This is a genomic window from Motiliproteus sp. MSK22-1, from assembly GCF_001968815.1.
Classification (GTDB): Bacteria; Pseudomonadota; Gammaproteobacteria; order Pseudomonadales; family Balneatricaceae; genus Motiliproteus.
The window spans coordinates 52,550-72,967 of the sequence record NZ_MIEQ01000098.1 but is presented as its reverse complement, the minus strand read 5'-3'; the positions used below and the strand labels follow the sequence as shown (position 1 = coordinate 72,967).

The window sequence follows — 20,418 nt, the reverse complement described above, 5'->3', positions numbered from 1 at the left end:
TGGTGAATCGAAGGGACCGAATATCCGATCGCTGCTTGAATCTATCAATGAGGACGCGGATTTACAAAACAGGCTTCGCTCAGATTGCTGAATGTTGCTGTTTGTACAATTGTTCGAGTAAAAACATCAGCGTTTAGCGGTTTACTGAACAGGTATCCCTGTACTGCATCACAACCCGTTCTCTTTAGGAATTCTAACTGCGCCGTTTCTTCGACGCCCTCTGCGATGACTCTTAATCCCAGTCCCTGCGACATAGCAACCGTTGCTTGAATAAGCTGCCGGTCACTGGAGTCGCTGACCAGATCGATAACAAAACTGCGATCTATTTTCAGATTATTAAACGGAAATTTTTTGAGGTAACTCAGAGCAGAGTAGCCGGTACCAAAATCATCCAGTGATAAATGGATACCAAGAGATTTAAGCTCGTTAAACGTTTGCACGGTCCCCTGGTCATTCTTGATTAATAAACCCTCTGTTATTTCAATGCACAGAGCCTCGGCTGGTAATTTAGTCTGTGCCAGTGTACGTCTTATGGTTGGCATGAGCTGATTGTCCCGGAACTGTCGGGGTGAAATATTCACGGCAACATGGAAGTCTTTAAGGCCGAGGTTAAGCCATAATTTGGTTTGTTCGCATACTCGTTTTAATACCCATTTTCCAATGGGTATTATCAGTCCTGTTTGTTCTGCAAGTGGTATAAAAGCATCTGGGCCGACAAATCCGAGCGTTGGGTTTTGCCACCGTAACAGGGCCTCAGCACCAATCAGGTTTCCGTTCTGGGTATCGTAAATCGGTTGATACTGAATGTAGAATTCATTGTTTTCCAGTGCCGTTCTTAAATGATGTTCCATCTCAAGTCGTTCTTGAACATGTTGGTTCATCGATGGCGTGTAAAAATGATAGGTGTTACGGCCTTCTTCTTTAGAGCAATACATAGCCGTGTCGGCTTTTTGCAGCAATTGATCGACGTCCTGACCATCATCGGGATATACCGCAATACCAATACTGGCAGAAATGTAGAAAGACTGATCTCCGAGAATAAACTCCTGAGACAAAGCTCTTAACATCTTTTCAGCAACAACTTCCGCATCCAGCAGGGAATCAATATCCTCAAGAATCAGGATAAATTCGTCTCCACCATAGCGGGCCAGGGTATCCCCTTCTCTGGACATTGACTGAAGACGTTTACCGGCAGCCAGCAATAGTTGGTCGCCGGTACTGTGACCGAGGGTATCATTAATCTTCTTAAAGTCATCAAGGTCCAGGAACATAACGATGGCTTTTTGCTCGTGTCTATGCGCCTTTTTTATTGCCTGGTCTAAGCGGTCAAGCATCAGATTTCGGTTAGGAAGGCCGGTAAGCGCATCGTAATGAGCCTGGTGTATGACTCGTTGTTCCTGTTCTTTGCGTTCGGTAATGTCCCGTACACAGGTAACTCTTAACTGGCGTCCGTTAACAAAGCTGGTTTTTGCACAGATCTCAATTGGGAAGCAGGTCCCGTCCCTGTGCATGGCGGTTACTTCGTAGGGTAACTCGTAATTTTCGACATAATGAGCTCTTGCCTTGGCGATGCTCTCCGGGTCCATCATTTCCCAGATCAGTAATCTGGAAAGTTCGTCCTGGCTATAACCAAATAGTTTTTCTGCCATGCTGTTGGCGTCAATTATCCGCCCTTGATGATGAATCAAAATGGCTTCGCTGGATATTTCGATGAGTTGTTTGAGTCGTTCCTCGCTCTGTTGGAGTTCTTTCTCAGCCTTAAGCCGGTTATTAATATCATTGCTACCCAGTCGATAAAGGGTCAGAACAGCGATGGTGCTAAGCAAAAAAAACAGGGCAAAGCTGTAGGCCGCGCCACTATCAAGCGCTATTCCGTAGGGGATTTTGTCCAGGTTGCATAGGTACAGGATTTTCCAACCGGGTAGGGAGGGTACCTCCTGGCTCCCTAACAGATATTCAGTTCCATCAATACCGGCGGCGATATTGTTCGCCACCTGAGTGAACCCCAGCGTATTTAATGCCTGGTCGCCAAACTGACGACTGCTAATTAAAGAGCGCTCCTGGTTCTCACTTAATTGCCACAAACTCTTTAATGCCCATTCCTGACGAGTGCTGGCAAAAACGACTCCGTTAGGGTCAGTCAGGGCTGAGATGCCCTCTCCGGTAGAGAAATTCTCTTCTATTTGATGGGTAGGGTATTTGATGACGACAATGCCAATGATCTCTCCATTTGCAGAGCGCACCTGGCTGGAGAAATAGAGCCCGCGTTTTTGGGTCGTTATTCCCATCGCCATATAGGTGGCCTGACCATGTTCAATCGCTTGCTTAAAATAGGGTCTGAAAGCGTAGTTATTACCGATGATGGAGGGTGCCGAGGCGCTGGTGTTGTTGGCAATAACAGTACCGTCCCGGTTCATTACATAACAGAGTGAGGCATCCAGAGCATCACAGGTGGTATTAAGAATTTGGATTGACTGTTTGGTGTTGGTGTTGCCAGGAGCGTTAAGCTGATCAGATATCTGCGGTATTCCTGCTAATAGCTTGGCTGCTTTTTGCTGGTCCTGCAGATAAATTTCAAATTCACCCATCAGCAGCTTGGAAGTGTGTTCGACAGACTTATAAGTGTTCGACATTGCCAGTCGATGGGCATGTTGAAAGTACAGAGTTGCACTAATTGCTGCAATAGTACAGCAAGCTAACGCCAAACAGGCCAGAATCTTTCTTGCACTCATAGAGAATCTTAATGCTTATATTATTCTTATAGCGGCTTAAGCTTCGTCCATTTAGGCTTGAATGCCAGCAAAGGTTCGTGAACAAGCGTTCAAAATACCACATCTTTAATGTATAAAGCCAACCGGCTTTTGAAAGCTGTCGGGTAAAATGGCTGGTGATAGACTTATCTTATTGAAATAAAATTATTTTTCTGTCAGCTTTGTAAGGTCGTCTGTTTGACTAAAATACCTGGAGTCGTTGAGTTAAGGAACCTTCGAATAATTCCGTGATGTTCTCAGCGAGATAAGACCCTTGTATGTACAGGGCAAGGATTTAATGTGTTTAAGATTTTTGCTGCAATCACCTTGATCAGATTATGCTTTTTTCTCTTACCTAATAGCCTGAGGATTATTATATGACGCTGGAGCAGTTCCTGAGTTTAGTACATTCCGAGAATCTGATTGAATTTGAACAGACCATGGAAGTTATCGACAAAAACTATAGTTATACCCCAATGGGATTTCGTAATGGTTTGGGTGATCATCAGGTCTTTAACGAAGCCGGTCAAAATGCAGGCTCATGCAAAATATTTAATTTTGCGCGGATTCATCAACTGAGTGAAGTGCATACGCTTAAGTTGTTTGGACGTTACTATCGGGAAGATGTGTTGCAGCATCCAGAGGGTAGCGATCATGCAAACATCCGCAATTTTATACGTGACGGATGGAGCGGAATTAGGTTTGAAGGGGATGCTCTGGAGCCTGATTAGTCGGATTCAACTGCTCAGTGCAGTTGGCTGCATATCAATGCAATCAATCACATCGACGATTAAAGGCATAACAGGGGATCTAGGATCGTTCGTTTAGCAGAAAATGCAGGTAGGAGATATGTAGGGTTAAGTGGCGCACGATGTTTGAGAGTTGCTTGTTAATTGCAATATTCAGGGTTATTTCAGCGGAGTCTGCATATGGAACTCGGATCGGTATTAAATTTCGGGCTGGAATTAATGTCCGGGTTGTTTATGGTGTTGGTTAGCGCTGTCGTTTTGACGCTGATCTACTTCTATATTGCTGATGTCACTCAGACAAAACAGGCCATACGTCGAAATTATCCAATTGTTGGCCGATTTCGTTACCTGTTTGAGAAGCAAGGGGAATTCTTTCGGCAGTATTTTTTTGCAATGGACCGGGAGGAAATGCCTTTTAATCGAGCAGAACGAAGCTGGGTCTACCGGGCGTCGAAAAATATCGACAGAACCATTGCCTTTGGTTCCACTCGTAATCTAAGTGTTCCTGGAAGCATATTATTCTTGAACTGTGCTTTTCCAACTTTAAAAGAGGATGCCGTACCACCCGGTGCCGTAACCATTGGTCCTTATTGTGCCAAACCCTACAAGACAGTCTCTATATTCCATATCTCAGGGATGAGCTATGGCGCTATTTCAAAACCTGCGATTAAGGCGCTTGGTAAAGGAGCCGCTGCAGCAGGTTGCTGGCTTAATACCGGTGAGGGAGGTGTTAGCCCTTATCATCTGGAGTCCGGTTGTGATTTGGTATACCAGATAGGTACCGCAAAATATGGTGTCTGTGATGGATCTGGTCATCTATCCGATCAAAAGCTGAAGGAAGTTGCTGATCTGGAAGCAGTGAAAATGTTTGAAATAAAGCTGGCTCAGGGGGCCAAGCCCGGCAAAGGAGGGATATTACCAGCCCGGAAAGTTACCGAGGAAGTGGCAGCAATCAGGGGGATCTCTGTGGGAAAGGCCTCTATCAGCCCGAACGGACACCCGGATATTCGCAGCGCCAGTGATTTGCTGGATATGATTCAACGAATACGCTCTGTTACCGGTAAACCGGTGGGATTTAAAACTGTGCTTGGAAATATCGAGTGGTTGCAGCAACTATTTGATGAAATCGAGAATAGAGGGATACAGAGCGCACCAGATTTCTTTACATTAGACAGCGCTGACGGTGGAAGCGGTGCAGCCCCGCAACCGCTGATGGACGATGTTGGCTTACCTCTCACCGAAAGTCTTCCAGTGCTGACAAATTTATTGCGAGAACGAGGCTTGAATGAACGTATCAAAGTGATAGCCTCAGGAAAGTTGATAACGCCCTCTAAAGTGGCATGGGCGCTGGCAGTCGGCGCCGATTTTGTCGTATCGGCCAGAGGGTTTATGTTTTCACTGGGCTGCATTCAGGCGATGCAGTGCAACAGGGATACCTGTCCTACGGGTATTACCACGCATAATCCGCGTCTTCAGCAGGGATTGGATCCGGCAGATAAGGCCGCGAGAGTCGCTAATTACCACAAGTATATTGTTTATGGTGTTGGTCTGATTGCCCATTCTTGTGGAGTCAAAGAACCACGCCTGTTACGCCGCAGTCATGTGCGGGTGGTTACTGAAAATGGACGTACTGTTGATTTGGATGAGTTTTACCGTTCAGACCGATAAGTGGATTTTGTCTTATTTTCGAACGGCTTGATGGTAAATCCACAGGGGCTTATCAGCAGGGGAGCGGGCGAGAAATCTGGCTGTTAACAGCAGGTTTGAATGGTCCAGCTGAGTGGCGGAGAGCCGCCATCCCCCTTGATCAATTATGCGTTTGGCTGTGCCTGGATAATAAGCATCTGCCACTGCAAACGCGGGTAAATTGTGGCGTAACAGTTCTATTCCATGATTGCTGACCAGTATGCTTGGCTGACGGTCAGAGAGCCATTCCATTGCTTGATGGATAGCCGGAGCTGTGGGATTCCAGCGCAGTTGCAGTTGCATATGCCAGATACTGGCGCCGGTCAGAACAATTGCAGCCAGCCATTGTATAGAGTGATTGACCTTATTTAGTAATAAACAAATCAGAATGATACCTGTCCAGATAATGGGGGCCAGGTGTCGCAGGTTATCAGGATTTTGTGCAATCAGCGTCCATGTTAAACCGGAGATCAACAATATGGTTGTGATCAAAAGTTCTGGATTAAGATAACGAAATTCGATGCGCTTGGCCGGATTCCGGGAGTTTTTTGTGGGTGTTATTGATACAGGGGGCTCGGGACTATTTTCCAGGTCTGCAGAATGCTTGTATAAGAAGGCCTTGTTTAGCAGAGAAAATAACGTTGCAGCTGCTATACCGGCAAGCGCTATCAACAGGACCAGACCGTTGCCGTAGTAGCCCGAGACCGTTTGATACCAGTTTTGTTGCTGGGATTTCATGAGCATACTGTTACCCCAGAGACTGAAATGCCCATCAATAAATCGCCAACCTTCTATAAAATAGCCGGTACCGTCATGGGCCAGTACAAACCCAAGAGAGATCAATGCGATAAATCCAACGCCGAACAAGAGTCTTCTTCGACATTCAGGTAGGTAATAAATAAACCACAGTATTAACGGAAGTACTATTGGCGCATAAGAGGGGCGAGTTGCTAAACAGACTCCAAATACCAGTCCCGTCAGAGAATATTGTCGGCAGTAAATAAGCCAGCATGCTGCTGCCAGCCAGCAAAGAGCGGGGGATTCAGATAGGCCTTGCAGGCCTAAGCCCAGCAGCAGTGGCTCGGTGATACAGAGTAAAAAACCAAGTAGAGCATTGGTTGGTGAGCATCCCACAGCTCTTAGCAAGCCATAACTCAGCCAGGGAAGCAGTAAAGAGGAACTTCGGGTCGCGAACAGTATTGCTTCAGTTGAATTCTCAGTAATTGAGAGTAGCGCCTGCCCAAGCCAGATAAAGCCTGGATAGCCAGGGAAGTGGGGAGAAAACTCCATGACGCTGAAAAACGTTAGGCCTCGGCTGAAGAACAGGGCATCATCTGAGGCCAGCAGGTCGGGTTGTTGCCATAGCCAGAACGCTCCCAGTGCTGTACCGGTAAGCATTGCAGCCCACACCGCTATAGTTGCACTCCATACAGCTACAGCGTTGCGGGGAGGGAGTGATATGTGGTTATTGGGCTGCACGTAGCTGATGCAACAGGTCAGTGCGGGACGCTTTAAATACAGATAGGTCAGCGGGTTGCTGACCAGCACCGAAGAGCCCCGGACTACCTAGTGATTTCAGACAGTTATCAATGGCATTTCGAACTTTTAACTTTTGCGTTGTGGTTAGACGGGTAGCAAGAAGATCAGTGTCGTTCAGAAGCAGATCCAGAAAGCGTTTACTCTTGGCTACATGGACCTTGGCTGTCTGATAGGCGTTAATCTCAGATTGGGCCAGCTCCAGGCGAGCCGCGATAACAGCGGTGAATATCTCACTGAAAACCTGACCTGTTGCTGTCAGATCCTGATTCTCAACCGCGCTATTGAGTCGCCATACAAGCGCAATGTCTGCTTCACTTTCCAGGTTGACCAATTCGTCATTAAGCTGCTCAAGTACTTTTCTGGCGTGATCTTTATTCTGCTCGTGTAATGCTTTACTGATTTCTACCCAGCCTTCCAGAAAGGGTTCTTTACCGGCAGCAGAATAGGAATACCCATAGCTCTGGACACTGAACAAAAATAACGAAACGACAATAAGCAAGCGATTCAGTAAGGGGTTATACATAGACCTGCTTTCTCCTTAGGGCTGATTTTTTGTATCAATTATTGTTGCTGCCGAGTTCATTCAGCACTCATTGGCAGCCGCGTTCAAGTCGGTCTTTTGCAATAATCAATGCTCGGGTGATTGAAAACCAAAGGGTTACATTCAGGCAACGCTCTGGGTTTCAATAACCGTAGGTTCGTTACAAAAATCAAAAATTTCCTCTCGTCTGTCTTGTTTTTCTATCAGGCTGCGGGCAGCCAGTTGGCCCATTTCCATTGCTGTATCTGTGAAAATGTAACGGAATGTGCCCTGTCGGCCCGTCATAATAAGATTGGGTATGCTGTTCAGTTGTTGAATGACCCGACGACGTTCCTGTTGATATCCCATTCGCATCATCGGGTAGGCGTGAGCCGTATGGCAGCTAAAATATTCCCCGGTCGATTTATCAGTGTCGACTCCCAGTGCGCGTAGATCAGTTAGCACTCTGGGGAGGAGTTTCTCGTTTGTCATTGACCATGTTTCATCGTCCTCAAAACAGGGTATCTCCAGCATAAGGGAGGTATGTCCTTCAGGAGCCATGTAGGGGGATCTCCGACGAGGTTCCTGTAAACGAGTGGCCAGAATTCCAGGATCAGAAAGATACTGCCAGGTGTTATCTGAAATGTTTTCAGTCGCCATTGGCATATTGAAGAATCGAAGTGATCGATATCCCAGTTGATGAGGAATTTCCAAAAACTCTGCCATCATTGGTAGCGGAAGCGTTGAGATAACCTGGTCTACCGGTATCTCGATATTATCAGAGTGCACCGCTTTCAGTGTTTTACCTTCCATCTTCAGGCCTGTTACAGAGTGATTCAGTAACAGTTCCACGCCATCATCGACCAGTTTTTCGGCTAATCGATCAAAAATTCGTCCAAAGCCGAGCTTTGGGTATCGGTATTTACGGGCATAGGTTCTCGGCGTGTCCCCCTTTCTGGGAATTAACCGTTGTGCCACGTCTTTCAGGTCCAGCAGGCTGATTCGTTGGGCAGCCCAATCAGCGGACAATTCTCTGGGGCTGATTCCCCACAGTTTTTCGGTATATCCGGCAAAGAAATTCTGGTACAAGGTGGTCCCAAAACGGCTCTCTATCCATTCGGCAAAACTGGCTGTGTTTCGGTCTTGAGTGGGAGTCTGGAACGGCAGCTGACAGAGCAAATCCCTGGTTGCTCCGGCAAGCAGAGACAAAGGAGCATTTTTGAGCAGATCATTGATAGCCAATGGATATTGGTAAGTTCTTCCATCCAGCCTGATGGCGCTCTTTCTGAATGAGAGCAACAGCTCATCGCCCATCAGAGATTCAACGAAGTTCAGTAGTTCCTGGTTACGTGTAATAAAACGATGGCCACCGTAGTCGAAACGATAGCTTCCATGTTTGCCGGTGTATGTTTGTGTGGCTGCCATCCCACCAACCTGTGAGGATGATTCAATGAGAATCACGCGAAACCCAGCCTTGTTTAGCTCCCACGCAGCCATCAATCCAGAAGGGCCAGCTCCGAGGACTGCGACGGTTGATGATTTAGTCATATAGCTTAACCTTTAATCTTTTGGCTTTAAGCAAGTCTGAAAACTCCGCTGACCATATGCGATGAAACTCCAGGCTGTTGAGTACTGATGCCAGGTCATTGGAGTTGACCTAAATGATTTTTTAAAAATGGTAATGATGATCAGCTATGGCCGAAACCGGGATCGCAATTATTAGTGTTGCGATCTGTTATGTCCAGATGACCACTAAGGTTTTTCGTTAAGAAAACCACCCGTAGCTCTTTGGCTCCCCAAAGAACATAATGACTTGCGTTTATGGGGCTTCCAAAGAAAAGGCCTGGGGTATTGCAACCAGGCCTTTGGCATACTAACCAACGTTTAAAGAAAAACGACGATTGATTACAACTTAAAGTTGCCTACTTTGCTGCAACGTTATGGCTGGAGGATACTTTGACTTTAGAGGCCATTACCATTGCAGTACCGTGAGGGCCTCCGGCTTCTGTTACGCGGGCAACCTTATCGCCGTCATTATCCTTGCTACCACCGTCAACCTGATGTTCTCCAGAATCTCCCAACCACTCAGCCAGCTGCATTCCCTGTCCAATATCGGGACCATTTATTACCCCTCTGAACCAGCCAACATAGCGCTCGGACAGGGTAGATAATTCAAGGGCGGAATCGGATTCGCTTTCCTGGTTTTTCAGGTGCAGCATCGCTTCACGTAATGCTCCTGAGATTGCGGCAGCAGTCCAGGGGGTGTGTTCGGTTATCTTCCCTGGTGTCTGTGCCCAGGTGTTGATTCCGTTATCAAACAGCTTCTTGTCGATATTCAGGTACAGATTACGAGCAGCGGTACGATATTTTTCGTCTTCAGTCGCTAAGAAAGCTGCTGTCAGCCCTCGAACAACAGCAAACTGACTGTCTAGAGACTGATTGGAATCGGTCTTGCCTTTTAAGGTGATTCCGTCAATGACCAGTCCGTTGGTCGCAATCAGGTTTTCAATAATAAAGTCTGCCTGGGACTTAATCATTGCCAGTGCTTTTTGTCCGTTGGCGGATTTCAGGTTAACGTCGCTGCCGTCTGCAGAGGCGTATCCAACGGGAAGAGCATCCTGGGAGCGCTGGTAGATAGATAAAGCTACCAGGCTGTAAGCCGCATCATAAGTTGTTACATGCGCCCCTTGTTTGCCATCTGCTGAATAGCTGTCAACAAGTGTTCCTGCCTGTGAATTGAAGTGTAAGGCAGAAATGTTTTTGAATAGCAGGTTGCTGAGGTTGCTGGCGACAGAGAAGGCATCAGTGCCCTGGATATCATTTGTTTGGTCTGCGTCAGTGTTAACTGCGGGAGCGGCTGCAAATGGAGCTCCGTCAAATACGGCATAAAACGAGGGGTTCTGAGCAGTATTTGCTTTGCGCTGATCAGAAAACGCAAAGTACTCGCTGACGGGCCAGAGCATCATCCAGCTATCCCTGAGCGTCGACTGTCCATCGCTTACGCTTAGCTTACCAATTGCGCCGACATTGTTCTTTGCAACTTCTTCAGCTGCAACCTTGTGAGGAAACCAGATAGCACCCTTTGTCGGGTCGTAGTCAGGCGTGATCGTGACGCCCAGTTTCTTGCCATCGTATCCCAGTTGGTTTTGCATAATAAGCAGCTTATCGAGGGACAGCTCGGTCAAAATCATGCCATTCATGCCGTCAGCTGCGGAAACCCCCAGAGCATGTACACCATCCTGATCTTGCTGGGATGAGGTTGCTTCTACTTCTTCGTCGTTTTCAGCTATATGCATCCCACCGAGAAAATCCTGAGACCACATAACTTCTTTCAGAAGAATTCCACCGACAGTGGCTGGGTTTATTGTTTTGTTTGTTTTAGAACTGGTCCAGGCCAAAGATGAATAATCCCTGAAGTAGGCTGGAACCTGTGTGGTTTGAGTTCCTGATTTGCCATTGGCATCCAGATACTCAACCTCGTCAGAACTGACAGAGCTGGTATCGACAGCGTTAGAAAATTCTGGCAGGCCTGCCTCATAGGGCAGCGAAATCGGGTATATATTCAGAGGTATTTCTTCTGGAGGAAAGGCAACAGCTTTGGCCATTTCCAAAAAGCGTGCTCCAAGTCCATCCAGGTTGCCACCACGGGCAGCATTTAAAGGGCCGTTCGCCAGGTGGGGTCCCATCTTTGACTGATAATTCAACGCATACATCGCTTCTTCAGAGTATTCGTAGCTTTCTATACCCGCGCTGTAATCGAATGCTGTTGGATAGTTCAGTTGATCCGGATCGAGAATATCCAAGTCAAGCCCCAGGCTTTCTGCCAACGGCTCTCCTGAGAGCTCAAATTCCGTATACGCCAGCATTGAGCCAGCAGGTCTGAATAATTTATCAACGACTTCTACCTGAATACCGTCCGCCTGAGCGGTTGTACAGACCAAAAGTGCCGACAAGGCAGTCGATAATCGCGTTCGAGGGCTTAACATGAATTCTCCTTGATCACTAAAACAAATATGTGCAGGGCAGGTCAAAGATCGCAAATGTTACACTAATCTAAATGCAAATGAAAACCCATATCATTTGCATTTTTGATATGAATCATTTTTGGCTATTCTGTTCTGTGGCAAAAGTGAATGATTGGCCTTGAGCAAATTTGGCTTGTTTGATTAAGAAAGGGGATAATTGGAAATTTTCCGAGCCTGTTCAAATTTCAATAACGGCGCTGCTGTCTCCAGATAAACTCTATTGGTGCGGTGATTTAGTGCGGTAATTTGCCGGAATGATTCACTGTGGGCGTTTTTGTGGGTACCCATTTCACTGGTATTTTTTCATCTCTTGCCTGAGGTCCGATTCAAATTTTTCTACATCAACCAGTACAGAGTGCCATTGACGATCCGGGAAAATCGAAATTTTGATATTCTCCTGTTTCAGCAGAGGCAGCCATTCGTTCAAAAGATATTCGAAGTCGATTTCTTCCTCGAAATTACCCGGAAAGTGGCGTCTAATTGCATCGGTAGCGAAGGCAGGATGAGGCCAAAGTGAAATATAAGCCTGATTGGTTGAGGTGGCCTGGACAAGCCAGCCTTGTTCGTCACGCGCTCCCCACAGCTGTTCCCAGTCAGCTACCTTTTCCAAAAAGTGCCGGTAACGTTCTTCCGAGGAGAGGGCCAACAAAGATTCCAACTGACCGTCTTCTAAGCGGTAAGGCATTGAGGTCGTTCCTGTTTCATTACAAAGTTTGAGGTATCGATTACTGTTAGGGTGGATTCTCTCATGAGCGACTGTCTTATTACCAGTTACTCTGGTCGTTGTCATTGCTCCAATCCATAGTGGCACACTTACCCTGTTTCTCCAGCCAGTAAACGACATTGCCAACAACAACGATTGACCCTGAAACAATGGCGGAGGCAGCGGCGGGGATTAAAGCGATCAAACAGCCTTCATTGTGACAGCTCAGCCCGACTCCTCTGATACTTACACTCCTCAGTTCTACCTTCTTTGCGAGGATTTGACATTCTGGATCATAGAACTCAACCGTTTGCGGGTAAAAGAAACCACAGCTACTCAGTAGTAAGGTTGTTAATGCCGCAGCAACCAGTCGTAGCAGACGCCGGCTAACTGTTGGAGCTATTAGTAATGACATAGATAGTATCCCGACGGTTCGGGGAGTTTGATTTCAGTATAAAAAAACAGGGTAATTCTTTTCTGAAATGCTGGCGGTGTCAGGTTTCTCAGTGTAGTCATATTGTCATAATTGAGCTATATACTGATGACATATGAAGGTTTTTTTTTCGCTGTAATGCCCTTTCTTAAAGGGGTAGAGAAGGCTATTAACAATTACTGTGGATAAGTCTGTGAACCAGTAGGGCTATATTCCTTGAAGGCCCCGTTACACTTCTTTTTTTACAGATTGGTTAAAAAACAACCAGAAAAGTCTTAATTCAATTAAATCAATATATTATCTCGTTATCTTAAACGTATATCTAAATATATGACTTGACTACATCTCTCTATGCACCCCGGTAATCGAAGATTCAATGACTTGTGTATAAACGTTTGTTTTAAATCGGTGTGCTTATTAAATTAGAGTGGCTTCTGGGGCAAAAATATTGCCCCTCCTTTTTTTATCTTTATGATACTAACGGGGCCTGCCCAGTGTAATGATTTCGCCACTACGCATATATTCTGAAGCCCCCAGACGAGACACAGGTTGCAATTTTTCAGTGTCGACTTTGAGCCTTCCCTTGGGATCATTGACAGCGATGTTATCGTCTATATAGAGACTCTGGACCTTACCAAGGATCATTGCCTGGGGGGTGTTCCCGATCTCGTGTATTTCGTAACACTCGCATGCAAAAGCGATACGGCTCTCTTTCAGCCTGGGGAGTCTGATTCCTTCCATTGCAGTCGTTTCCAGCTTTAGTCGTTCCAGCTCCGAATCCCCTTCAGGCAGGGTTGCTGAGCTTTCATTCATTTCTGTTAACTGATCAAAGTGTGGGATGTGGATGATGAACTCTTTGCGTTGCTCGATATTGATCAGCGTGTCTTTGTCACTACCATCCGGTTTTTTTCCGACAGAGATCATTAGTAAAGGAGGGTTGCTGGAAACAGCGGTGAAATAAGAAAAAGGAGCAAGGTTATAACTACCGGATCTGTTCTCAGACAGCACCCAGGCAATAGGGCGAGGGACCAGTGTTTGAATAATATTAAAGTAGACAGCGTTTGGGCTTAACTGATCGAAGTCGATTTGCATTGTCTGTTTCCTACTAAATAAGCGTTAACGAATGAACGCTATACTACCTCGTTAACTACGCTCTAGCCCAGGTTTAAACGGGTGTTTGGCGTTTTTTTATGTTCTTGAGTCAGAGATTCAGGTTTCAGTTTATGGAAAAGTTTCAACAAAAAATTCCTGTCTTGTACCTGAGAAACATTCATTCGCAAAAACCCTTCACCTGCTATGCTTAATTACAGGCGCTTCAATATTGAGGACATATTAGGAGAGCTTATGGAGTTCTATGATGTACAAATTGGTTTCGAAATTGGTGCCTTGAAAGAAGCGCTTATCGAGCCGGGAACAGAGGGCAATGGTTGGGTCATTCAATTCCGTGATATTGATGACAGCCTGCTTCCTCTGACAAATGGTGGTCATGAGCGTGTATTTCATGACCTGGATGTAGCCACCCGCCTAGCAAAGGATTTTGGTTTTAAGCGTGTATCCATAGTGGAGCACTTCTAATTATTATTTTGATAACAGTGGTGGAACACTTTCGATCATTAAGAGTGTTCCACTTCTAAGCTAAGTTCCGGTGTGCCCGTTCTGCACCTTTCTTTGTTTCGTTGTTTAATTAACAACCTTTCCAGACGGCTGGGCGCTTGTTTAGAAAAGCATTAATCCCCTCCTGAGCATCTTCGCTATTGAGATTGCAGCTCATCACCTTGCTGCAGTGGTTATAGGCATCCGCAAGCCCCTGGTCTATTTGATGATAGAATGCCTGTTTTCCTGTTCTGATAGTTAACGGTGATTTGGTTGCCAGTTGTTTAGCCATAGTCTGCACGCTTTCTTCGATACTTTCCTCATTAACTACACGATTTATTAAGCCTATTTCGTATGCCCGTTGTGCGCTTAGCATATCTCCAAGCAGCAGCATCTCCATTGCATGTTTTCGGGATACTGTTCGACTGAGGGCAACCATTGGGGTCGAGCAGAATAGGCCAATATTCACACCAGGAGTGGCGAATTTCGTATTCTCCGACGCTATTGCCAAATCGCAACTGGCAACAAGCTGGCAACCAGCTGCCGTCGCGATGCCGTGAACTTGAGCAATTACAGGCTGAGGCAATTGGGTGATTGCCTGCATCAGTTTGGAGCAGGTTTGAAAAGTCTCATCATGAAGTTTTTGATCTTGGGAGGAAGTCATTTCTTTTAGATCATGACCCGCGCAAAATCCTCGTCCGGCACCTTTAAGAATAACGACGTGGATGTGTCTGGCTGCAGATATTTTCTTCAGTTGAGCCAGTAACTCTCTCATCAGAGGGAGGGATAGTGCGTTATAGGCTTCGGGTCTGTTCAGGGTAACGGTAGCAATACCATCAGCGTCATCAGTTAAAATCAGAGGGGTGCTATTCATAGGATTTCCCATAATAAGAGTTCCAATTCAGTAAGGGATTGTACCTAGTTTTAGTGGTTGCTAATACTATCTTTAGTCGAGTGTCGCGGTTTGCAGGTTATCTGATCGTAGAATATCTATCGGGTGCACGTGGGATTTTCTCGGGATTGGGTTAATATACAGGGCCATTGATCTGTTACGTCAACTATTCCTTTCGGATCGAATAAAACGCTGCCCAGGTACTGTTAACATTGAAAATACTATTGGCCCCTATGGAAGGGGTGGTGGACCCTGTTATGAGGGACTTGTTGACAACGGTTGGCGGTATTGATCGCTGTGTGACAGAGTTTGTGCGTGTTAGTGAGCGTGTGCTGCCCTCTCGGGTATTCTATCGACTGTCTCCTGAATTGCATGTGGGTGGAGTCACTTCTAGCGGGGTTCCGGTGTTTGTGCAATTGCTTGGTAGTGAGCCAGATGTTATGGCGGCTAACGCACTAAGAGCCGCGACTCTGGGGGCGCCAGGCATTGATTTGAATTTTGGTTGTCCGGCCAAAACCGTTAACCGTAATCGTGGTGGTTCAATTCTGTTGAAAGAGCCCGATCTGGTTAATCTTATTGTGTCAGCTGTACGTGAAGCTGTTCCTGACAATATTCCTGTAACCGCCAAGATGCGTTTGGGTTATGAGGACAAGGCGTTGGCGATAGATAATGCTGTAGCCATTGCTGATGCAGGTGCCAGCGAAATTTGTGTTCACGCACGTACCAAGGTTGAGGGCTATCGACCTCCTGCCCACTGGTCCTGGATCGCACAGATTCGGAACCGGGTTGATATTCCTGTTGTCGCCAACGGGGACGTTTTCTCGACCAGCGATTATCAGCTCTGTCGTGAAGTGAGTGGTTGTGAAAATGTGATGGTCGGCAGAGGGTTGCTGCAACGCCCTGATCTGGCTAGAGGGATTGTTGCGCAACGGGATGGAGTATCCTATGTCCCCATGGACTGGGCAACAGTAGTGAGCATGCTGTACCGTTTTTTCGAGTCGGTTCAGCAGCAAGTTGCTGCCAAGCATGCTCCCGGGCGAATCAAACAATGGCTTTCTTTTCTACAAAAACAATACCCTCAAGCGAAGCGATTATTTGAGCTTATCAAAAAAGAGATGCATATTGAGGGTGTCAGATCTGTATTCCAGCAGCACAGCTGTCTATAGGCCGTTTACGTTGTTTTTTTCAGTTACAACTTTGTGGTCTTAAGTATCACGAACTTACTGTTGCTGGCCACCCTGGTGCAGTTACCGAAGATCTGCTTTAGTCGTTTATGGTAGCCCAAATGGCGGTTGCCAATTACCCAGAGCTCCCCTTTTTGACGCAGTACCCGATGAGACTGGCGAAACATCTGTAAAGCGATGTGGTCTCCAATCGCTTGCTGCTGATGAAAGGGAGGATTGTTTAGAATCAGGTCTGCTGAATCTGAGTCAGTTTTATCAAGACAGTTATCAACAACAAATGTTGCTTTGTGTTGACCGTTGAAAGCATTTTCGAAGTTTTGCTTTGCACTGGCAACAGCCATATATGACTCGTCTATGAATTTAAGCTGAGCGCTCGGATTACGCTCAGAGGCAATAAGTCCGACAATCCCATTACCACAGCCTAAGTCGATAATGGATTGAGCGGTGGCTGATACAGGCAGATGTTGTAAAAAAAGTCGTGTACCGATGTCCAGCTTCTGTCTTGAAAAAACGTTAGCGTGATTAATAATCTGATGTTTGGTTCCTTCCAGGGTATAGCTATTGGGATAAGGGGATTTAGAAGGTTTTATCTCCATATCCGGTGTTGAGAAAATCAAGCGTGCCTTTTTTGTGGCGAGGGACGTTTTTGTTGGACCGATTATCCGTTCGAACAGTGATAAGGTTGAGCTGTGAATATGCCTGACCATTGCTGCACCGATAACTTGTGTCTGTGCGGTTAGAAACGGTCTAAGCCGACACAGCTGGTCTTCCAGCAGGGCTAACGTTTTTGGCACCTTGATCAGGACAATATCCGGTGTTCCTTCGAGAGTTTCAATAGAACTCTTAACTGTCAGCGAATCTGTTACTAAATGGTTATCACAATAATTATTATCAATGCTTCTATGGGCCAGATAGGAGTCTGAAATGGCCTGCACAGAATAGTTGTTCAACGCCACACTGAGGGCTCCGAAAGAGTCATTGTAAATCCATATACCGGGATCAGGGTGGGTCAATTGCTCATCAACGTGCTTCAGGATTAATTCATCAGCTGCGTCCCAGGCTCGAAGTGATGGATTCGCATCGACTGGATATCGTTGCAGGCTAAAATGTCCCTGCGGAACCTGAAATTGTTGCATTAGCCGTTAGCCTTAGGTGCGGTACTGAGAAGAGGCGCTATTTTAGAGGATTCCTTCCATCGAGCAAGAGAAACACCAATTGATTTTTCTCGGCAGCATTTTGAATTTATGCTGGTTGTTGAATGAGGCCTCAATAAAACAGCTGAAAATAGGATATTTTCCTAGAGATTAATCGGTCCGTATAGGCCAAACTGTCTACATCGCAACAGGGATGCAGAAGGAACTGACCGCAGCTTGGAGCAGGACGGATCGTTGCACAAAAGGATCGAAGACCAGTCTAGACGGAGTATAGGCTGGTCTTTTTTGTATCTCTGTTTTAAACCTGCTTAAGGGTTGAGTCCTTTTCTTCGAAATTCTTTAACGTTGTTCTGTCAGGCTAAAGGTTATTTTACTAATGGCCTTCTTACCGGAAAGCCCTTTGACAGAAAGTCCGGTAAAGAAGCTACCTTGCTGATCTGGTCTGTTTCATATTTTATTCCTTTTAGTACAAAGCCCACAGGCGTTGGGGCCACACCGATTAAATACTGTATCAGGCCAGGCTCCTTAGTGCTTACTTAAAGACGGTCTGCCTGATCATCATAAAACGGAGAGCGCCAGGAGTATTGAGAGAGTCAGCATGGTGAATGCTACGAATAAATCAAGCATCTGCCATGCTCGTGTTGACTGGAAGAATGGACGAAGCTTAGTCGCTCCCCAGCTCAGAGAGAAGAACCAGCCAAAGGAGGCTAACACTGCTCCAGTGGCAAATATCGCTTTTTCTATACCGCTATACTGTCCGGCTATGGTGCCAATTAGAACCATCGTATCCAGGTAGACATGGGGGTTGAGCAAAGTCACCATCAGTGTGCTTGTCATGACGAGTGCAAAAGACGGATTCAGAGTTTTCTTGTCGAGACTGAGGTGCTTTGGCAGCATGGCGCTGCGTATCGCTTTTATGCCATAAATAAACAGGAACAGCGCACCACCAAGCGTCGCCAGCACTTTGAATTCGGGAAACTGATCGAGCAGCATCCCCATGCCAATCACACCTGCAATAATTAGCAGCGCATCACAGAGGCTGCATACCAAGGCTACGGAAAGAGGGTAATGTCGTTTAATCCCAAGTGTTAACACATGTGCATTCTGAGCACCGATGGCGATAATCAAACCTGCACTAACGCCGAACCCCTGAATAAATGGCGACAAAAGCATAACAATCCTCAAAATCCTATTTGATGTTGGGTTTCCCGCCTTCAAGCGGTGGGAAGATAGAAGAATTCAGGTTATAGTCGATAGTGTTTTAAGTAAAATTAAATATTTTCTACTTACATTATAAAATTTTATGTGACTCTTGATTATGCTGGACTACAAGCTACTAGAAGCGCTTGCGGTGGTATTTGAAACCGGTAGTTTTGAAACGGCAGCTAAGCAGCTGCATCTGACTCAGTCAGCCATTTCGCAGCGAATTAAATTGCTGGAAACTCGTTGCGGGCAACCTCTGCTGATTCGTACCAGCCCTGTTCAGGCCACGCCAAAAGGGCAGCAACTGCTTAAGCATTATCGGAAGGTGAGCCTGCTAGAAGATGAGCTTTGGTCGGCTTTTGATGATCAGTTGGCCGGGTTTGTATCTTTACCAATCGCTGTTAACGCTGACAGTATGGTAACCTGGTTTGTTGATGCTATTGCTGAGAAAGCTCAGCAAAGCCAGTGGTTGCTTGATCTTGCGGTTGAGGATCAAGACGAAACCCTGAGATTGCTTAAAACAGGTGAAGCTATAGGCTGTATTACGGCGGAATCTCAGCCGCCGCAGGGATGTCGCTGCGAACCTCTGGGGACAATGCGTTATCGTTGTGTTGCCACAAAAGAGTTTCTGGAGTGTTACTTTTCTGCTGGTTTTGGTCAACAGGCAATAGAAAAGGCACCTGCGGTGACGTTCAATAGCAAGGATCGTTTGCATGATGAATTTTTAAAGAAATGCTGGAACGAATTTCAAGGGGTGTATCCAAAGCATCGGTTGCCATCAACGGGAACGTTTTTAAAGGCCATTAAAATGGGGCTGGGTTATGGATTAGTGCCTGATTTGATGCTGGGAAGCCTGATTCGAACAGGTGAGCTTATAGACCTTGAACCTGAACATGCCTTTGGTGTCGATTTATACTGGCAATGTTGGGGTGTCGATACTCCTCTGGTTCGGGAGCTGTCGTCGATTGTTATTCAGGCAGGGCGGACCGTACTTAGCCAAGATTGCCAGTAATAATTTATACCGTTATCTTTGTTGTGATAAGTATTGGATCTATTAACTCATTTAAAGTCAGTCCCGTTCAGTAACTGTAAATAAAAGTATCGATAAACTCGGTCAGAAACTAATTTCTGCTGCCTTCCAATAATTTTGTTTGGATTGCATTGGAAAGTAATAAAATGGAGTCTTAAACAGGAAGGGTATTATGAAGAAAAGGTTATCAACTCTATGTTTGTTTTCTACGTTATTGTTCGCACTTTCTGCTCAGGCTGAAAACCTATCTGAGCCTACTTTGGATGTTCGTGGCGAAGCCACTGTCGAAGTACCTGCGGATCAGGTTGGTTTTCGTGTTGGAGTCGAAACCAGCGGCAAAACCGCAGCTAAAGCTTTGGAGCAGAACAACCGATTAATGTCGGAGGTACGAAAAAGCCTGTCTAAAGAGGGGTTAAGCGACTCTGAGCTAAAGACCGGGAGTTTTTCCATTAGTCCGCAATGGTCTCCTCGTCCTCGTCAAAGTGAACCAGACTGGAAAGCAACGATTGTCGGGTATGTGGTAAGTAATCATCTGGAGATTGAAACGTCAAAACTACAAAGGGTTGGAGAATGGATTAACGTTGCTACCGAAGCAGGAGCGAACACCATCGGGCAGTTGGAGTTTGGTCTTAAGAATCCTGATGAGCATCGTAACCAGGCGATTCGTTTAGCAACCCAAAAAGCCCGAGGCTATGCTCTGGCAGCGGCTGAGGCTGCTGAAGTTGAGCTGTTGTCAGTATCTGCGATTCAAGTTGACGGAGCCAGTATACGACCCATGGGGCGTATGCGTAGTTCTCGGATGGAAGTTTCTATGTTAAGTACTGCTGATGCGCCTGTTGTGCCGCAGGTTGTGCCTGGTGAAATAGAAGTAAGGGCAAGTGTTAGCCTTAGCTATAAAATAACACCTTAGTTTTCCAGCTCCGGTGTATTGTGGGTGCCATATCTATTATGGGGTCA

Annotated in this window: 17 protein-coding genes; 6 read left to right on the top strand and 11 right to left on the bottom strand. The window is 46.1% G+C overall.

The window, feature by feature from the left end; all coding sequences use genetic code 11:
* Positions 1–44: 44 nt before the first annotated feature.
* Positions 45–2,732, bottom strand: coding sequence for an EAL domain-containing protein (locus tag BGP75_RS26455; protein ID WP_076721929.1), 2,688 nt, complete (start codon positions 2,730–2,732; stop codon positions 45–47).
* A gap of 395 nt (positions 2,733–3,127) precedes the next feature.
* On the opposite strand from BGP75_RS26455, the gene BGP75_RS26450 reads away from it, so the two are divergent.
* A complete protein-coding gene (locus BGP75_RS26450) occupies positions 3,128–3,481 on the top strand; it encodes a HopJ type III effector protein (protein ID WP_076721928.1) in 354 nt (117 codons plus the stop codon).
* Between the two features lie 198 nt (positions 3,482–3,679).
* Positions 3,680–5,167 (top strand): FMN-binding glutamate synthase family protein, encoded by a 1,488-nt coding sequence (locus tag BGP75_RS26445; protein ID WP_076721927.1) that lies wholly within the window; start codon positions 3,680–3,682, stop codon positions 5,165–5,167.
* Between the two features lie 12 nt (positions 5,168–5,179).
* Here BGP75_RS26445 and BGP75_RS26440 read toward each other — a convergent pair whose 3' ends face one another.
* The 7 genes from BGP75_RS26440 to BGP75_RS26410 all read right to left on the bottom strand — a co-directional run bounded on the left by BGP75_RS26440 (position 5,180) and on the right by BGP75_RS26410 (position 13,497).
* A complete protein-coding gene (locus BGP75_RS26440) occupies positions 5,180–6,733 on the bottom strand; it encodes a hypothetical protein (protein WP_233153035.1) in 1,554 nt (517 codons plus the stop codon).
* Positions 6,651–7,247, bottom strand: a complete 597-nt coding sequence (locus BGP75_RS26435; protein WP_076721925.1) for a hypothetical protein — start codon at positions 7,245–7,247, stop codon at positions 6,651–6,653. Before BGP75_RS26435 ends, BGP75_RS26440 begins: the two co-directional genes overlap by 83 nt.
* Before the next feature lie 141 nt (positions 7,248–7,388).
* Positions 7,389–8,792 carry an FAD-dependent oxidoreductase gene (locus BGP75_RS26430; RefSeq protein WP_076721924.1) on the bottom strand — a complete coding sequence of 468 codons (1,404 nt, stop codon included), beginning with the start codon at positions 8,790–8,792 and terminating at the stop codon, positions 7,389–7,391.
* 374 nt (positions 8,793–9,166) lie between these two features.
* Positions 9,167–11,230: a hypothetical protein gene (locus tag BGP75_RS26425; RefSeq protein ID WP_076721923.1), complete on the bottom strand. Its 2,064-nt coding sequence runs from the start codon at positions 11,228–11,230 to the stop codon at positions 9,167–9,169.
* 328 nt (positions 11,231–11,558) lie between these two features.
* A complete protein-coding gene (locus BGP75_RS26420) occupies positions 11,559–12,059 on the bottom strand; it encodes a DUF2750 domain-containing protein (protein ID WP_158070184.1) in 501 nt (166 codons plus the stop codon).
* Positions 12,034–12,387, bottom strand: coding sequence for a hypothetical protein (locus BGP75_RS26935; protein WP_076721921.1), 354 nt, complete (start codon positions 12,385–12,387; stop codon positions 12,034–12,036). Before BGP75_RS26935 ends, BGP75_RS26420 begins: the two co-directional genes overlap by 26 nt.
* Positions 12,388–12,882: 495 nt before the next feature.
* Positions 12,883–13,497 (bottom strand): flavin reductase family protein, encoded by a 615-nt coding sequence (locus BGP75_RS26410; protein ID WP_076721920.1) that lies wholly within the window; start codon positions 13,495–13,497, stop codon positions 12,883–12,885.
* Between the two features lie 252 nt (positions 13,498–13,749).
* On the opposite strand from BGP75_RS26410, the gene BGP75_RS26405 reads away from it, so the two are divergent.
* Entirely contained in the window at positions 13,750–13,980 is a 231-nt protein-coding gene (locus tag BGP75_RS26405) for a hypothetical protein (protein WP_076721919.1), read from the top strand.
* Between the two features lie 109 nt (positions 13,981–14,089).
* Here the strand turns inward: BGP75_RS26405 and BGP75_RS26400 are convergent, their stop codons facing one another.
* On the bottom strand, positions 14,090–14,872 hold the full coding sequence (locus tag BGP75_RS26400; RefSeq protein ID WP_198939547.1) for an enoyl-CoA hydratase: 783 nt from the start codon (positions 14,870–14,872) through the stop codon (positions 14,090–14,092).
* A gap of 230 nt (positions 14,873–15,102) precedes the next feature.
* Between BGP75_RS26400 and BGP75_RS26395 the strand changes: the two genes are divergently transcribed.
* Positions 15,103–16,056, top strand: coding sequence for a tRNA-dihydrouridine synthase (locus tag BGP75_RS26395; RefSeq protein WP_076721917.1), 954 nt, complete (start codon positions 15,103–15,105; stop codon positions 16,054–16,056).
* A 23-nt stretch (positions 16,057–16,079) separates the two neighbouring features.
* On the opposite strand, the gene BGP75_RS26390 is transcribed toward BGP75_RS26395, so the two are convergent.
* Together BGP75_RS26390 and BGP75_RS26385 are read right to left on the bottom strand one after the other, a co-directional pair.
* Positions 16,080–17,210, bottom strand: coding sequence for a methyltransferase (locus tag BGP75_RS26390; RefSeq protein ID WP_076721916.1), 1,131 nt, complete (start codon positions 17,208–17,210; stop codon positions 16,080–16,082).
* A gap of 576 nt (positions 17,211–17,786) precedes the next feature.
* Entirely contained in the window at positions 17,787–18,401 is a 615-nt protein-coding gene (locus BGP75_RS26385; RefSeq protein WP_076721915.1) for a LysE/ArgO family amino acid transporter, read from the bottom strand.
* Between the two features lie 145 nt (positions 18,402–18,546).
* On the opposite strand from BGP75_RS26385, the gene BGP75_RS26380 reads away from it, so the two are divergent.
* Entirely contained in the window at positions 18,547–19,443 is an 897-nt protein-coding gene (locus BGP75_RS26380) for a LysR family transcriptional regulator ArgP (RefSeq protein WP_076721914.1), read from the top strand.
* Positions 19,444–19,633: 190 nt separating this feature from the next.
* The gene (locus tag BGP75_RS26375) at positions 19,634–20,371 is read left to right on the top strand and encodes an SIMPL domain-containing protein (RefSeq protein ID WP_076721913.1); all 738 of its coding nucleotides are present in this window, start codon (positions 19,634–19,636) and stop codon (positions 20,369–20,371) included.
* The last annotated feature ends 47 nt before the right edge of the window (positions 20,372–20,418 follow it).

What these genes read in the sequence shown, in the direction of transcription:
- BGP75_RS26455 (WP_076721929.1), bottom strand. Translation starts at nt 2,732, where the DNA reads ATGAGTGCAAGAAAGATTCTGGCCTGTTTGGCGTTAGCTTGCTGTACT.
- BGP75_RS26450 (WP_076721928.1), top strand. Translation starts at nt 3,128, where the DNA reads ATGACGCTGGAGCAGTTCCTGAGTTTAGTACATTCCGAGAATCTGATT.
- BGP75_RS26445 (WP_076721927.1), top strand. Translation starts at nt 3,680, where the DNA reads ATGGAACTCGGATCGGTATTAAATTTCGGGCTGGAATTAATGTCCGGG.
- BGP75_RS26435 (WP_076721925.1), bottom strand. Translation starts at nt 7,247, where the DNA reads ATGTATAACCCCTTACTGAATCGCTTGCTTATTGTCGTTTCGTTATTT.
- BGP75_RS26430 (WP_076721924.1), bottom strand. Translation starts at nt 8,792, where the DNA reads ATGACTAAATCATCAACCGTCGCAGTCCTCGGAGCTGGCCCTTCTGGA.
- BGP75_RS26425 (WP_076721923.1), bottom strand. Translation starts at nt 11,230, where the DNA reads ATGTTAAGCCCTCGAACGCGATTATCGACTGCCTTGTCGGCACTTTTG.
- BGP75_RS26420 (WP_158070184.1), bottom strand. Translation starts at nt 12,059, where the DNA reads ATGACAACGACCAGAGTAACTGGTAATAAGACAGTCGCTCATGAGAGA.
- BGP75_RS26935 (WP_076721921.1), bottom strand. Translation starts at nt 12,387, where the DNA reads ATGTCATTACTAATAGCTCCAACAGTTAGCCGGCGTCTGCTACGACTG.
- BGP75_RS26410 (WP_076721920.1), bottom strand. Translation starts at nt 13,497, where the DNA reads ATGCAAATCGACTTCGATCAGTTAAGCCCAAACGCTGTCTACTTTAAT.
- BGP75_RS26405 (WP_076721919.1), top strand. Translation starts at nt 13,750, where the DNA reads ATGGAGTTCTATGATGTACAAATTGGTTTCGAAATTGGTGCCTTGAAA.
- BGP75_RS26400 (WP_198939547.1), bottom strand. Translation starts at nt 14,872, where the DNA reads ATGAATAGCACCCCTCTGATTTTAACTGATGACGCTGATGGTATTGCT.
- BGP75_RS26390 (WP_076721916.1), bottom strand. Translation starts at nt 17,210, where the DNA reads ATGCAACAATTTCAGGTTCCGCAGGGACATTTTAGCCTGCAACGATAT.
- BGP75_RS26385 (WP_076721915.1), bottom strand. Translation starts at nt 18,401, where the DNA reads ATGCTTTTGTCGCCATTTATTCAGGGGTTCGGCGTTAGTGCAGGTTTG.
- BGP75_RS26380 (WP_076721914.1), top strand. Translation starts at nt 18,547, where the DNA reads ATGCTGGACTACAAGCTACTAGAAGCGCTTGCGGTGGTATTTGAAACC.
- BGP75_RS26375 (WP_076721913.1), top strand. Translation starts at nt 19,634, where the DNA reads ATGAAGAAAAGGTTATCAACTCTATGTTTGTTTTCTACGTTATTGTTC.